Annotated in this window: 16 protein-coding genes; 14 read left to right on the top strand and 2 right to left on the bottom strand. The window is 72.0% G+C overall.

Annotated elements, in window-relative coordinates:
• The first annotated feature begins 164 nt into the window (after positions 1 to 164).
• Positions 165 to 1,172, top strand: a complete 1,008-nt coding sequence (locus G3I78_RS41480; RefSeq protein WP_164434647.1) for an SDR family oxidoreductase — start codon at positions 165 to 167, stop codon at positions 1,170 to 1,172.
• Positions 1,173 to 1,234: 62 nt separating this feature from the next.
• Here G3I78_RS41480 and G3I78_RS41475 read toward each other — a convergent pair whose 3' ends face one another.
• Both G3I78_RS41475 and G3I78_RS41470 read right to left on the bottom strand, forming a co-directional pair.
• The gene (locus G3I78_RS41475; protein WP_164434645.1) at positions 1,235 to 2,326 is read right to left on the bottom strand and encodes an enolase C-terminal domain-like protein; all 1,092 of its coding nucleotides are present in this window, start codon (positions 2,324 to 2,326) and stop codon (positions 1,235 to 1,237) included.
• A gap of 4 nt (positions 2,327 to 2,330) precedes the next feature.
• The gene (locus G3I78_RS41470; protein ID WP_164434643.1) at positions 2,331 to 3,290 is read right to left on the bottom strand and encodes an LLM class F420-dependent oxidoreductase; all 960 of its coding nucleotides are present in this window, start codon (positions 3,288 to 3,290) and stop codon (positions 2,331 to 2,333) included.
• Positions 3,291 to 3,428: 138 nt separating this feature from the next.
• Here G3I78_RS41470 and G3I78_RS41465 point away from each other — a divergent pair, with 138 nt between their 5' ends.
• The 13 genes from G3I78_RS41465 to G3I78_RS41405 are packed head-to-tail and all read left to right on the top strand — an operon-like array spanning position 3,429 to position 13,174.
• On the top strand, positions 3,429 to 4,946 hold the full coding sequence (locus G3I78_RS41465) for an NAD(P)/FAD-dependent oxidoreductase (protein WP_164434640.1): 1,518 nt from the start codon (positions 3,429 to 3,431) through the stop codon (positions 4,944 to 4,946).
• Positions 4,943 to 6,790, top strand: coding sequence for a transketolase (locus G3I78_RS41460; RefSeq protein ID WP_164434638.1), 1,848 nt, complete (start codon positions 4,943 to 4,945; stop codon positions 6,788 to 6,790). Before G3I78_RS41465 ends, G3I78_RS41460 begins: the two co-directional genes overlap by 4 nt.
• The gene (ligD, locus tag G3I78_RS41455; RefSeq protein ID WP_164434636.1) at positions 6,787 to 7,719 is read left to right on the top strand and encodes a non-homologous end-joining DNA ligase; all 933 of its coding nucleotides are present in this window, start codon (positions 6,787 to 6,789) and stop codon (positions 7,717 to 7,719) included. Before G3I78_RS41460 ends, ligD begins: the two co-directional genes overlap by 4 nt.
• 45 nt (positions 7,720 to 7,764) lie before the next feature.
• A complete protein-coding gene (locus G3I78_RS41450) occupies positions 7,765 to 8,136 on the top strand; it encodes a gas vesicle protein (RefSeq protein WP_164434635.1) in 372 nt (123 codons plus the stop codon).
• 55 nt (positions 8,137 to 8,191) lie between these two features.
• Positions 8,192 to 8,617 carry a gas vesicle structural protein GvpA gene (locus tag G3I78_RS41445; RefSeq protein ID WP_164434633.1) on the top strand — a complete coding sequence of 142 codons (426 nt, stop codon included), beginning with the start codon at positions 8,192 to 8,194 and terminating at the stop codon, positions 8,615 to 8,617.
• Positions 8,614 to 9,384 carry a GvpL/GvpF family gas vesicle protein gene (locus G3I78_RS41440; RefSeq protein ID WP_164434631.1) on the top strand — a complete coding sequence of 257 codons (771 nt, stop codon included), beginning with the start codon at positions 8,614 to 8,616 and terminating at the stop codon, positions 9,382 to 9,384. Before G3I78_RS41445 ends, G3I78_RS41440 begins: the two co-directional genes overlap by 4 nt.
• Positions 9,385 to 9,391: 7 nt before the next feature.
• On the top strand, positions 9,392 to 9,655 hold the full coding sequence (locus G3I78_RS41435) for a gas vesicle protein GvpG (protein ID WP_164434629.1): 264 nt from the start codon (positions 9,392 to 9,394) through the stop codon (positions 9,653 to 9,655).
• The gene (locus tag G3I78_RS41430) at positions 9,652 to 10,395 is read left to right on the top strand and encodes a DNA primase (RefSeq protein ID WP_164434627.1); all 744 of its coding nucleotides are present in this window, start codon (positions 9,652 to 9,654) and stop codon (positions 10,393 to 10,395) included. The genes G3I78_RS41435 and G3I78_RS41430 overlap by 4 nt, the downstream gene beginning before the upstream one ends.
• A complete protein-coding gene (locus G3I78_RS41425) occupies positions 10,395 to 11,606 on the top strand; it encodes an SRPBCC family protein (RefSeq protein WP_164434625.1) in 1,212 nt (403 codons plus the stop codon). Before G3I78_RS41430 ends, G3I78_RS41425 begins: the two co-directional genes overlap by 1 nt.
• A complete protein-coding gene (locus G3I78_RS41420; RefSeq protein WP_164434622.1) occupies positions 11,603 to 11,938 on the top strand; it encodes a gas vesicle protein in 336 nt (111 codons plus the stop codon). The genes G3I78_RS41425 and G3I78_RS41420 overlap by 4 nt, the downstream gene beginning before the upstream one ends.
• Complete coding sequence (locus tag G3I78_RS41415) at positions 11,935 to 12,708, top strand: GvpL/GvpF family gas vesicle protein (RefSeq protein WP_164434620.1); 774 nt, start codon at positions 11,935 to 11,937, stop codon at positions 12,706 to 12,708. The genes G3I78_RS41420 and G3I78_RS41415 overlap by 4 nt, the downstream gene beginning before the upstream one ends.
• Complete coding sequence (locus tag G3I78_RS41410; RefSeq protein ID WP_164434618.1) at positions 12,705 to 12,893, top strand: gas vesicle protein; 189 nt, start codon at positions 12,705 to 12,707, stop codon at positions 12,891 to 12,893. The genes G3I78_RS41415 and G3I78_RS41410 overlap by 4 nt, the downstream gene beginning before the upstream one ends.
• Positions 12,890 to 13,174 carry a gas vesicle protein K gene (locus G3I78_RS41405; RefSeq protein ID WP_164434617.1) on the top strand — a complete coding sequence of 95 codons (285 nt, stop codon included), beginning with the start codon at positions 12,890 to 12,892 and terminating at the stop codon, positions 13,172 to 13,174. The genes G3I78_RS41410 and G3I78_RS41405 overlap by 4 nt, the downstream gene beginning before the upstream one ends.
• Positions 13,175 to 13,177 lie beyond the last annotated feature (3 nt).

Genomic DNA, 13,177 nt, shown 5'->3' with positions numbered 1-13,177 from the left:
GTCGCGCCGCCGAGCGGGCTCGGCTTGCCCTACCCGCCGATGCCGCCGGCCGCGCCCGGGACGCCCGGCACCCCGGAACCCGGCGCGGCGCCGCGCCAGGACGACATCGACCCCGAGCAGCCGCGCCACCGGGCGTGACGCGCGGTGCGGGAAGGGAACCGCGCGTGAGGCACGGCAGGGTCGTGGTGGTGACCGGGGCCAGCGGTGGCGTGGGACGGGCCACGGCCCGGGCCTTCGCCGAACGCGGGGCCCGCGTCGCCCTGCTGGCCAGGGGACGCGAGGGCCTCGCGGCCGCCGCCGACGAAGTGCAGCGGGCCGGCGGCGAGGTCCTCGTCGTGAGCGTCGACATGGCCGACGCCAAGGCCGTCGACGACGCCGCCCAGCAGGTCGTCGACGCCTTCGGGCACATCGACGTCTGGGTCAACAACGCCTTCGCCGGGGTCTTCGCGCCGTTCACCGAGATCACCCCGGACGAGTTCCGTCGGGTGACCGAAGTGACCTACCTGGGCTATGTGTTCGGCACCCGGGCGGCACTGCGGCACATGCTGCCGCGGGACCGGGGGACCGTCGTGCAGGTCGGGTCCGCGCTGGCCTACCGGGGGATTCCGCTGCAATCGGCGTACTGCGGGGCCAAGCACGCGATCCAGGGGTTCAACGAGTCCCTGCGCTGCGAGCTGCTCCACGCCCGCAGCGGGGTCCGTACGACGATGGTGCAGCTGCCCGCCGTCAACACCCCGCAGTTCGACTGGGTGTTGAACCGGATGCCGGGTCGGGCCCGGCCGGTGGCGCCGGTGTACCAGCCGGAGGTCGCGGCACGGGCCGTCGTACACGCGGGGTCCCACGGACGGCGGCGGGAGTACTGGGTCGGAGGCTCGACGGTGGCCACGCTGCTGGCCAACGCGGTCGTGCCCGGCGTCCTGGACCGCTACCTGGGCCGGACCGGCTTCGACGCCCAGCAGGACGAGGGAGCGCACGACGGGCCGGGGAACCTGTGGGTCCCGGCGGACGGCCCGCACGGACGGGACCACGGGGCGCACGGCCGCTTCGACTCCGAGTCGGAGACGGGGAGTTGGCAGGACTGGCTCTCCCGCAACCGGGGCCGGGTGGGACTGATGGCGGCGGCCGGAGGAGTGGGCGCCGCGGTGACCGCCGGGCTGCGGCGGCGGGGCTGAGCAACGCAGAGGTGGGCGGGGAGTACGGGACTCCCCGCCCACCTCTGCTCTGCGCTGTCGTCTCACGCCACCCGGTACTCCTCCACCTGCTCCGTCAGCAGCGTCAGGCCGTGGCCCAGGCCCGCCACCGGGGAGACCGTGCCGCCCGTCGGGTCCAGGGCGCCGTCGAAGAACATGTCCTCGATGCGGACGTGGTCGTGGAACCACTCGATGTGACGGCAGTTGGGGATCGCCGCGGCCGCCGCCGCGTGGGCGTGCGGAGCGCAGTGGGCGGACACCTCCAGGCCGTGGGCCTGGGCGAGCGCGGCGGCGCGCAGGAACTCCGTCAGGCCGCCGCAGCGGGTCGCGTCCACCTGGAGGCAGTCCACCGCGCCGGCCGTGATCATGCGGGCCAGGTACGGGAGGTCGTAGCCGTACTCACCGGCCGTGACATCGCAGACCAGCGCGTCGCGCACCAGGCGCAGACCGGTCAGGTCGTCCGAGGAGACCGGCTCCTCGAACCAGCCCACGCCGTGCTCCGCGAGGGCGTGGCCCACCCGGATCGCCTGCTTGCGGGTGTACGCGCCGTTCGCGTCGACGTACAACTCGGCGTCGGGGCCGATGACCTGACGTGCCGTCTGCACCCGGGAGAGGTCCCGGGACACCGCCCGCCCCCAGCTCTCGCCGATCTTCAGCTTGACGCGGGGGATGCCCTGGCCGTGCACCCACCCGTTGAGCTGGGCGGCGAGATGCGTGTCGTGGTAGGTCGTGAAGCCGCCGCTGCCGTAGACCGGGACGCGCTCGCGGGCGACGCCGAGGAGCCGGGCCAGGGGGAGTTCCAGGAGCCGGGCCTTGAGGTCCCACAGGGCGATGTCGAGGGCGGAGATCGCGCAGGCCGCGATGCCCGGGCGGCCGGTGTTGCGGACCGAGCGGCACATCGACTCGTGCAGGGCCGGGATGTCCAGCGGGCTGCGGCCCTCGACCAGCGGCGCGAGGTGCTCGGTGAGGAAGTCGCCGACGGCGGCCGGGCCGTAGGTCCAGCCCGTGCCGGTCTCCTCGCCTGTCGTCACCTCGGCGATCACCATGGTCGTGGTGTCCCAGGCGAGCGTGCCGTCGGCCTCGGGGGCGTCCGTCGGCACCGTGTACACCGAGACGACAGGCCTGTGCAGCTTCATCCGTTCACCCCTGCTGGAGCTGGGGCAGCACCTTCGTACGGTAGAAGTCGAAGAAGCCGCGCTGGTCGGGACCGATCTGGTTGACGTAGACGCGGTCGAAGCCCGCGTCGGCGAAGGCGCTCAGGGCGGCGACGTGCTCGTCGACGTCGTCCCCGCACACCGACTTCTCGGTCACCATGTCCTCGGTGACCAGTGGCTCCAGCTGCTCGAAGTGGCTCGGCGAGGGCAGGATCTGGCCCATCTCGCCGGGCAGGAACTGGTTGAACCAGAGCCTGCGGACCGTACGGACGCACTCGTCGCGGTCCGTGCCGTAGCAGACCTTGGTACCGCCGCTCACGGGCTTGCCCGCGCCGCCGCCCTTGCGGTACTGCTCCACCATCGGGGCCTCGGGCATCATCGTGATGTAGCCGTCGCCGACCCGGGACGCGAGTGCCGTGGCCGCCGGGCCGAAGCCGGAGATGTCGATGGGGACGGGCTCGTCGGGGACCGTGTAGAGGCGGGCGTTCTCGACCGTGTAGTGGGTGCCGTGGTGGTTGACCTCCTCGCCCGTGAACAGCCGGCGCATCACCTGGATCGACTCCTCCAGCATCTCCAGACGGATGTGCGCGGGCGGCCACACATGGCCCAGGACATGCTCGTTGAGGGCTTCGCCGGAGCCGACGCCGAGGCGGAAGCGGCCGTTCGTCAGCACGGCCGAGGTCGCCGCGGCCTGGGCCACCACCGCCGGATGCATCCGCACGGTCGGGCAGGTCACGGCCGTCTCGATCGGCAGCGACACCGCCTCCGAGAGCGCGCCGATCACCGACCAGACGAACGGACTCTGGCCCTGCGCGTCGTTCCACGGGTGGTAGTGGTCGGAGATCCACAGCGAGCGGAAGCCCGCCTGCTCGGCCATCCGCGCCTGTTCGACCAGGTCCGCGGGGCCGAACTCCTCGCACGACAGGAAATAGCCGTATTCCGGCATGGGGAACCTCCGGCGCCTCCGTGAGCAGTGGGCTCCGTCCGGGTACCCGGCGGCCCGTACGGAAACCGGCGTTTGGGCGCTCGGGGCAGGGGGACGCGGAAGGCTCCCGCAGGTACGCGACAGCCCCGGAGGCGCACCGTGAGCCGACCCCGCATCGTGATCGTCGGCGCCGGCTTCGCCGGTTACCGCACGGCCAGGGACCTCTCCCGCAGGGCCCGCGGCAGGGCCGACATCACCCTGCTCAACCCGACCGACTACTTCCTGTACCTGCCCCTGCTGCCCCAGGTCGCCGCCGGAATCCTGGAGCCGCGCCGGGTGACCGTCTCCCTCTCCGGCACCCTGCCCCGGGTGCGGCTGGTGCTCGGCGAGGCCGACGGCATCGACCTGGACGCGCGGACCGTGCGTTACACCGGTCCGGAGGGCGAGCCCGGCAGCCTCTCCTACGACCGGCTCGTGCTGGCCGTAGGCAGCGTCAACAAACTGCTCCCCGTCCCCGGGGTCGCCGAGTACGCGCACGGCTTCCGCGGTCTGCCCGAGGCGCTGTACCTGCGGGACCACGTCACCCGCCAGGTGGAGCTCGCGGCCGCCGCCGACGACCGGAAGAGCTGCGCGGCCCGCTGCACCTTCGTGGTGGTCGGCGCGGGCTACACCGGCACCGAGGTCGCCGCGCACGGACAGCTCTACACCGACGCGCAGGTCCGCGAACACCCCCTCAGGCAGGGCGTACGGCCGCGCTGGATCCTCCTCGACATCGCCGATCGGGTACTGCCGGAACTCGGCGAACACCTCTCCCGTACGGCCGACCGCACGCTCAGGGAACGCGGCGTGGAGGTCCGCATGGGGACGTCCGTGAAGGAGGCCACGCCGGGCGGGGTGCTGCTGACGGACGGGGAGTTCGTCGAGACCCGCACCCTCATGTGGTGTGTCGGCGTACGGCCCGACCCGCTCGTCGAGTCCACCGGGCAGCCCCTGGAACGCGGGCGGCTCGTCGTCGACCCCTATCTCCGACTGCCGGGCCGGCCCGAGGTGTTCGCGTGCGGGGACGCGGCCGCGGTGCCCGACCTGGACAATCCCGGCGGCTTCACGCCCATGACGGCACAGCACGCCTGGCGGCACGGCAGGACGGTGGCGCACAACCTCGCCGCCTCGTTCGGGGACGGTGAGCCCGAGCCGTACCGGCACCGGGACCTGGGCTTCGTCGTCGACCTGGGCGGCACCAAGGCCGCCGCCGACCCCCTGCACATCCCGCTCTCCGGGCTCGCGGCCGGTGCCGTCACCCGCGGCTACCACCTCGCCGCGATGCCGGGCAACCGGGTCCGGGTCGCCGCCGACTGGCTGCTGGACGCCGTACTCCCGCGCCAGGCCGTCCAGTTGGGCCTCGTACGGTCCTGGTCGGTACCGCTGGAGTCGGCGTCCCCCGAGCTGGCGCGGGTACCGGGACGGCCGGAACGGGTCGGTTCCGGCCCGGGAGCGGCGACGGCCGCCGACACGCCACCGGGCGACTCCGGGGAACCGGCGAAGAACCAGCCGGGTGCAGAACCCGCGAAGAACCAACCCGGCGGAGAACCCGCCAGGAACCAACCCGGCGGTGAGCCGGCCCAAGGGCCTGGCCCCGCCCAGCGCACTGACGCGGACCCCGCGGAAGGAGACTCATGAACACCGGTGAACTCGTCGAACTCGCCCAGCAGTTGCGCGTGGACAGCGTCCGCGCCGCGGCCGCCGCGGGCTCCGGGCACCCGACCTCCTCGATGTCCGCCGCGGACCTGATGGCCGTACTGCTCGCGCACCACTACCGCTACGACTTCGACCGCCCCGAACACCCAGGCAACGACCGCTTCGTGCTGTCCAAGGGCCACGCCTCACCGCTGCTGTACTCCGCCTACAAGGCCGCCGGAGCCGTCGACGACGAGGAGTTGCTGACCTTCCGCGAGAACGGCAGCCGGCTCGAAGGGCATCCCACCCCGCGCCGGCTCAAGTGGGTGGAGACCGCCACCGGTTCGCTCGGCCAGGGCCTCCCCGTGGGGGTCGGCATCGCCCTGTCCGGCAAGCGCCTGGAACGCACCGGGTACCGCGTGTGGGTGCTCTGCGGCGACAGCGAACTCGCCGAGGGCTCCGTCTGGGAGGCCGCCGAGCACGCCGGGCACGAGCACCTCGACAACCTCACCGCGATCGTCGACGTCAACCGGCTCGGCCAGCGCGGACCCACCCGCCACGGACACGACCTCGACGCCTACGCCCGCCGCTTCCAGGCGTTCGGCTGGCACACCGTCGAGGTCGACGGACACGACGTGGACGCGATCGGGCGCGCGTACGGCGAGGCCGAGTCCACCAAGGGCCAGCCCACCGCGATCCTCGCCCGCACCCTCAAGGGCAAGGGAGTCGCCGACGTCGAGGACCGCGAGGGGCTGCACGGAAAGCCGCTGAAGAACGCCGACGACGCCATCGAGGAGCTGGGCGGCGTACGCGACCTGCGCGTCGAGGTGCGCGAGCCGTCGGCCGCCCGCATCCTGCACGCCGTACGCGCCGGACACCTGGAACTGCCCCGCTGGGACACCGGCGAGGAGGTCGCCACCCGGGACGCCTACGGGCAGGCCCTCACCGCCCTCGGCACCGGGCGCGGTGACGTCGTCGCCCTCGACGGCGAGGTCGGCGACTCCACCCGCACCGAGCTCTTCGCCAAGGAACACCCCGACCGCTACTTCGAGTGCTACATCGCCGAGCAGCAGATGGTCGCGGCCGCCGTGGGCCTCGCCGCGCGCGGCTGGGTGCCGTACGCCGGAACCTTCGCGGCCTTCCTCACCCGTGCCCACGACTTCGTCCGCATGGCCGCCATCAGCGGCGCCGGCATCAACCTCGTCGGCTCGCACGCGGGGGTCGCCATCGGGCAGGACGGGCCCAGTCAGATGGGCCTGGAGGACCTGGCGATGATGCGCGCGGTGCACGGCTCGACCGTCCTGTACCCGTGCGACGCCAACCAGACCGCCCACCTGGTCGCCGCGATGGCCGAGCTGGACGGCATCCGCTATCTGCGCACCGGCCGCGGGGAGAGCCCGGTGCTCTACGGCCCCCGGGAGGAGTTCCCGATCGGCGGCAGCAAGGTGCTGCGCTCCTCAGGGGACGACCGGATCACGCTGGTCGCGGCGGGCGTCACCGTGCCCGAGGCGCTGAAGGCCGCCGAAGCCCTGGACCGGGAGGGCATCCCGGCGCGGGTGATCGACCTGTACTCGGTCAAGCCCGTCGACCGCGACACCCTGCGCCGGGCCGCCGAGGACACCGGCTGCCTCATGACCGTGGAGGACCACCACGAGGAGGGCGGGCTCGGCGACGCCGTCCTCGACGCCTTCTGCGACGGCCGGCCCGTGCCCCGCCTGGTGCGGCTCGCGGTGCGTACGATGCCGGGCTCGGCCTCGCCCGAGGAGCAGCTGCACGCCGCGGGCATCGACGCCGAGTCCGTCGCCACCGCCGTACGGCTGCTGGTGGAGCAGGCGATCGTGTCGTGAGCGGGGGCGGCGTACGGACCGTACGCGCGGGGAAGCACACCGTCGAGGTGCACCGGCCGGACAAGGTGCTCTTCCCCGCGGGCGACGGCGCCAAGGAGTACACCAAGGGCGACCTCGTCGACTACTACCGGTCCGTCGCGCCCTTCATGCTGCCGCATCTGCGGGGCCGTCCACTGATGCTGGAGCGGCATCCGGACGGCCTCGGCGGCCCCCGGTTCATGCAGAAGAACACCCCGGACGGCTACCCGGAGTGGATCGGCCGCGTCGAGGTGCCGAAGGAGGGCGGCACCGTCCGCCACACCGTGTGCGACGACACCGCCACGCTGCTGTACCTCGCCGACCAGGCCGCCCTCACCGTGCACCGCTGGCTGTCCCGGGCCGGTGACGTGGAGCGGCCCGACCGGATGGTCTTCGACCTCGACCCGGCCGGTGACGACGACTTCGCCGCCGTGCACGAGGCGGCCTGGCTGCTGGGGGAGCTGCTCGACGAGCTGCGGCTGCCCTCGGCGCTGATGACGACCGGCTCGCGCGGTCTGCACGTGATCGTGCCCCTCGACGGCCGGCAGGGCTTCGACGAGGTGCGCGCGTTCGCCAAGGACGTCGCCGACACCCTGGTCGCGGGCCACCCCGACCGGTTCACCACCGCCGCCCGCAAGAAGGACCGCGGCCACCGCCTCTACCTCGACGTCCAGCGCAACGGCTACGCCCAGACCGCCGTCGCCCCCTTCACCGTCCGCGCGAAACCGGGTGCCCCGGTGGCCACCCCGATGTCCTGGACCCAGCTCGACGACCCGGGGCTCGACGCCCGCCGCTGGACCGTCGCCGACGCCCTCGAACAGGCCCGCACCCGCCCCTGGGACGGAGTGCCCGCCAAGGGACGGGCGCTCGGCCCGGCCCGGCGGCGGCTGAACGCGTTGATGCCCTCCTGAAGGTTTGGCCGACGGACGAGCGGCCACCCGCAGGGGGAGGTGGCCATGGCGAACACAAAGAACTCATCAGAATCACAGACTTCACAGAATTCCCCCAAAGGGAAAGAAAAGGACACAGAAGAGGACGTGGCGGATCGGCGGCGGGGACCCAGCCCGATGGAGGTGCTGCGCCACGCGCGCGCCCAGCTCACCGAGCTGACCGGCATGACCGCCGAGAACGTCTCCTCCTTCGAACAGACCGAGGACGGCTGGTCGTTGGAGGTCGAGGTCCTCGAACTCTCCCGTGTGCCCGACACGATGAGCCTGATGGCGAGCTACCAGGTCGAACTCGACCAGCAGGGCGAGCTCACCGGCTATCGGCGCGTTCGCCGTTACGAACGCGGCCGGGCGGACGCACACAGGCAGGGCGGTCGCTGAGCCGCCCACTTCGGACATCCGTTCACGAGACCACAGACAAGGAGGCGCGGTCGGCATGACCGTCGTTCCGGCACAACAGGGCGGTGGAGGCGGCAGCAGCGGTCTCTACGACGTTCTGGAGCTCGTCCTCGACAGGGGGCTCGTCATCGACGCATTCGTGCGGGTCTCCCTCGTCGGCATCGAGATCCTGAAGATCGACGTACGGGTCGTGGTGGCCAGCGTCGACACCTATCTGCGCTTCGCGGAGGCGTGCAACCGGCTCGACCTGGAGTCCGGCCGCAACAAGAGCCCCGGTCTGCCCGAGATCGTCGGCGAGATGACCGAGTCCGGCGCGCGCGGCAAGTCCAAGGGCGCGCTCTCCGGCGCCGCGGAGACCATCTCCGACGCCTTCAAGCAGGCGCGTGAGGGGGACGGACAGACCGAGTCCAGGCCGCGGGCCCGCAGGACCACGGCCGCGCGCAGGAAGGAGGAGCAGGAGTGAGCACGTACGTGTACGGCATCACCGCCGCTTCTCACCCGGCGCTGCCGAAGGACATGAGCGGGGTGGGCGACCCCGCGCGCCCGGTGCGGGTGCTGACGGAGGGCGATCTGGCGGCCGTCGTCAGCGATGCCCCCGAAGGCCTCCGGCCCAAGCGCCGTGACCTGCTCGCCCACCAGAACGTGCTCGGCGAGGTGGGCGCCGAGGGCTGCGTGCTGCCCATGCGGTTCGGCAGCGTGGCCCCCGACGACGGCTCCGTCACCGGGGTGCTCGCGGACCGCGCCGAGCACTACGAGGAGCGCCTGCGCACCCTCGACGGCAAGGTCGAGTACAACGTCAAGGCCACGCACGACGAAGAGGCCGTACTGCACCGCGTGATGTCCGACAACCCGGAGGTCCGCGCCGTCACCGAGGCCAACCGGCAGGCGGGCGGCGGCAGTTACGAGCAGCGGCTCAGGCTCGGCGAGATGGTCGTGGCCGCCGTCAAGGCCCGCGAGGCCGAGGACGCGGGCGAGGTCCGGCACGCCCTGGAACCGGTCGCCGACGCCATCAGCGTGGGCCCCGACTCCTCCGGCTGGCTCGCCAACGTGTCGTTCCTCGTGGAGCGCGACGCGGCCGCGTCCTTCCTGTCCGAGGTGGAGCGGCTGCGCACGAGCCACCCCCACCTCGACCTGCGCGTCAACGGACCGCTGCCGCCGTACAGCTTCGTCGAACCCGGCCCGGCCGAGCCCGCCGGCACCTCGGTGGGCATCGACCACGCGGAGGAGTGAGACCGCCGTGGGGCTCATCGGAGAGGTACTGCTGCTGCCGTTCGCCCCGGTACGCGGAAGCGCCTGGGTGATCAGACAGGTGCTGCACGAGGCGGAGCGCCTGTACTACGACCCGGCGACGGTCCGGGCCGAACTCGCCCGGCTCGAGGAGCGACTTGAGGCGGGCGAGATCGACGAGGAGGAATTCGACCGACAGGAGGACGAACTCCTCGAACGACTGGAGATCGGCCTGCGCGGTGGCGCGGGGACTGGCGACGGGACGACACGATGAACCGAGTGGGACTGGGCCTCGCGGTAGGGGCCGGATACCTCCTAGGACGTACGAAGAAACTGAAACTGGCGTTCGCCGTCGGCACGCTCGTGGCCGGCAAGCGGATGCATCTGAGCCCGCGGGCCATCGCGGACCTGGTGTCCCAGCAACTGCTGAAGAACCCGCAGTTCAAGGAGATCGGGGACCAGCTGCGGGTGGACCTGCGCGGGGTCGGCAAGGCGGCCTCGGGCGCCATGGTGGAGCGGCAGATCGACGCGATCGCCGACCGCCTGCACGGCCGTACCGCGGAGGTCCGCGACCAGCTCGCGGGCGTGGCACCGGACGTGCCGGGCCTCTTCGAGGACGAGGACGAGGAGTCCGAAGGCGACGAGGAGTCCGAGCGGGGGCAGACTGGGACGACGGACGCCGACGACGAGCGCTCGGACCGGCACGACGGCGAGGCCGGGGACGAGCGGAACGACAGGGACGACCGGGGCGACCGGGGCGAGCGGAACGACCGGGACGGGCGTCCGGCCGCGGCGAAGAAGGCGGCGAAGAAGGCCCCCGCCAAGAAGGCGGCGGCGAAGAAGGCACCCGGCGGGAAGCCGCCCGCCAGGCAGACGGCGCAGAGCCGGACGGCCGGCAAGAAGACCGCGGCCAAGAAGACCGCGACGAAGAAGACGGCCGCCAAGAAGGCGACCGCGGCCGGCGGTGCCGCACGCGGTGCCCGGGCCCGGCTGCCGAAGGGAGGCGGTGAGTGATGACCGAGACCCTCGGATCCGCCCGTGACGTCACCGACAAGGCGAAGAGCAACCCGATCACCGACGTGGCCCACAGCGAGGCCGCCGACCGGCTCAAGGCCGAGGTGCAGGAGTACCTGTCCGCGCAGGTCCAGCGGATGCTGGTCGGCGTCGGCCACAAGCTGGGCGAGACCACCGGCAAGCTCAACGACATCGCGGAGGGCAACAGCCCCGGCTTCGCCAAGCTCGCCCTGGACGGCGGCCGCAAGCTCGCCGAGGGCAAGGGGCCCATGCGCAGCGCGGTCGAGCTCGGCTTCTCGCACGCCAAGGACAAGGTGGTCGGCGCCTTCAAGAACCTCGGCGGCGGTGGCAAGGGCAGGCGCAAGGGCGGGGCCGGCCAGAAGCCCACGGTGATCATCGAGTTCGTCGATGTCGGCGTGGATCTGCGCACGGCCTACGACCAGTGGACGCAGTACCAGGACTTCTCCACCTTCGCGAAGGGCGTCAAGAGCGCGAACCGCGCCGACGACACCCACACCGACTGGCAGATGAAGATCTTCTGGTCCAACCGCAGCTGGAAGGCGACCACCACCGAGCAGGTCGCCGACGACCGGATCTCCTGGACCTCGGAGGGCGCCAAGGGCACCAGCAAGGGCGTCGTCTCCTTCCACCGGCTCGCCGACAACCTCACCCGGGTCCTGCTGGTGATCGAGTACTACCCCAAGGGCCTGTTCGAGAAGACCGGCAACATCTGGCGAGCCCAGGGCCGCAGGGCCCGCCTCGACCTCAAGCACTACGCCCGCTTCATCACCCTCAAGGGCGAGGCCGACGACGGCTGGCGCGGCGAGATCCGCGACGGCGAGGTCGTCAAGAGCCACGAGGACGCGGTGGCGGAGGAGGAAGAGGAAGGCGCCGAGGAAGGTGCCGAGGACGCCTACGACGAGGAGGGCGCCGAGGCCGCGGAGGACGAGGAGTCCGAACCGGACGAGGAGGCCGAGGACGAGTACGAGGAGTACGACGAGGAGGAGCCCGAGCCCGAGGAGGAACCCGAGGGCGAGCTGTCCGAGGACGAGGCCGCCGAGGACGAGGCCGCCGAGGACGAAGAGGTGCCCGAGGACGAAGAGGTGCCCGAGGACGAAGAGGTGCCCGAGGACGAAGAGGTGCCCGAGGACGAAGAGGTGCCCGAGGACGAGGACGACTACGAGTACGCCGAGGGCGGGAGCCGACGATGAGCATGCCCAGCCGGCTCCCGGACCCGTACGGCCAGGGAAGCGGAGCGAACCTGGCGGACATCCTGGAGCGAGTGCTGGACAAGGGCATCGTCATCGCGGGCGACATCCGCATCAACCTGCTCGACATCGAGCTGCTCACCATCAAGCTGCGGCTCATCGTCGCCTCGGTCGACAAGGCCAAGGAGATGGGCATCGACTGGTGGGAGGACGACCCGGCACTGTCCACCCGGGCCCGCCGTGACGAACTGTCCCGCGAGAACGCCGAGTTGCGCGAGCGGCTGTCCCGGCTCGAGGAGCTGGCGCCGGCTCGCGCACAGGAGGAGGGCTCATGACCGGACTGCGCTACGTCTACGCCGTGTGCCGTCCCTTCGGAGCCGCCCTCCAGTCCCAGCTGACGGGGCTGGGGGGCGATCCGCCCCGGCTGCTCACCCACCGCGGTCTCATCGCCGTGGTCAGCCATGTGCCCGAGCAGGACTTCGCCGAAGGCCCGCTCCGCGCCCATCTGGAGGATCTGGACTGGCTGACCGCCACGGTCCGGGCCCACCAGTGCGTGATCGACGCGCTCACCGCCGTCACCACCCCGCTGCCGCTCCGGCTCGGCACCGTCTTCCGGGACGACAGCGGCGTACGGACCATGATCGAGGCGGGCGAGGAGGACTTCCTGCGCACCCTCGACCGGCTGGACGGCCGGGTCGAGTGGGGCGTCAAGGTGTACGCCGAGACGGAACCGGGAGAGCCGGAGCGGCCGGCCCCCGCGGCCCAGCCCGCGTCCGGCCGTGACTATCTCCGGCAGCGGCGGCAGCAGACCAGGGCGCGGGAGGACACCTGGCAGCAGGCGGAGTCCTTCGCGACCCGGCTCCACGCGACGCTTTCCGCGCACGCCGAGGACTCCCGGCTGCACGCCCCGCAGAACGCCACGCTGTCCGGCGCCTCCGGACGGAACGTGCTCAACGCCGCCTATCTGGTGCCGCGGAAGCACTCCGAGGAGTTCGTGGAACTGGTGGACCGCACGAAGGACGACACCCCGGGAATGCGGGTGGAACTCACCGGACCCTGGGCCGCCTACTCCTTCACGGACCTCATGGGGGAGGAGCGCCCGTGACCGTGATCGAACGGCGTGAGGTGGCCCTCGTCGACCTCCTCGACCGGCTGCTGGCCGGCGGGGTCGTCATCACGGGGGACATCACCCTGCGCATCGCGGACGTCGACCTCGTCCGTATCGACCTGAACGCGCTGATCAGCTCGGTCAACGAGCAGGTGCCCTCACCGTGGGGAGATTCGCTGTGACGGCCCGACGCAACCGGCTGGACCTGGAGCCCGACACCGTCGAGCGGGACCTGGTCAAACTCGTCCTGACCGTGGTGGAACTGCTGCGCCAGCTCATGGAACGCCAGGCGCTGCGCCGGTTCGACCAGGGCGACCTGGACGAGGAGCAGGAGGAGCGCATCGGGCTCACCCTGATGCTGCTCGACGACCGCATGACCGAACTGCGCGAGCGGTACGGCCTGCGGCCCGAGGACCTGAACCTGGACCTCGGGCCGCTGGGCCCGCTGCTCCCCCGGGAATGAGGC

The sequence above is a fragment of the Streptomyces sp. SID13726 genome (assembly GCF_010548375.1).
Classification (GTDB): Bacteria; Actinomycetota; Actinomycetes; order Streptomycetales; family Streptomycetaceae; genus Streptomyces.
The sequence above is the reverse complement of the archived record's forward strand: the minus strand, read 5'-3'. Positions and strand labels throughout refer to the sequence as shown.

What these genes read in the sequence shown, in the direction of transcription:
- G3I78_RS41445 (WP_164434633.1), top strand. Translation starts at nt 8,192, where the DNA reads ATGACCGTCGTTCCGGCACAACAGGGCGGTGGAGGCGGCAGCAGCGGT.
- G3I78_RS41415 (WP_164434620.1), top strand. Translation starts at nt 11,935, where the DNA reads ATGACCGGACTGCGCTACGTCTACGCCGTGTGCCGTCCCTTCGGAGCC.
- G3I78_RS41460 (WP_164434638.1), top strand. Translation starts at nt 4,943, where the DNA reads ATGAACACCGGTGAACTCGTCGAACTCGCCCAGCAGTTGCGCGTGGAC.
- G3I78_RS41430 (WP_164434627.1), top strand. Translation starts at nt 9,652, where the DNA reads ATGAACCGAGTGGGACTGGGCCTCGCGGTAGGGGCCGGATACCTCCTA.
- G3I78_RS41420 (WP_164434622.1), top strand. Translation starts at nt 11,603, where the DNA reads ATGAGCATGCCCAGCCGGCTCCCGGACCCGTACGGCCAGGGAAGCGGA.
- G3I78_RS41470 (WP_164434643.1), bottom strand. Translation starts at nt 3,290, where the DNA reads ATGCCGGAATACGGCTATTTCCTGTCGTGCGAGGAGTTCGGCCCCGCG.
- G3I78_RS41475 (WP_164434645.1), bottom strand. Translation starts at nt 2,326, where the DNA reads ATGAAGCTGCACAGGCCTGTCGTCTCGGTGTACACGGTGCCGACGGAC.
- G3I78_RS41450 (WP_164434635.1), top strand. Translation starts at nt 7,765, where the DNA reads ATGGCGAACACAAAGAACTCATCAGAATCACAGACTTCACAGAATTCC.
- G3I78_RS41425 (WP_164434625.1), top strand. Translation starts at nt 10,395, where the DNA reads ATGACCGAGACCCTCGGATCCGCCCGTGACGTCACCGACAAGGCGAAG.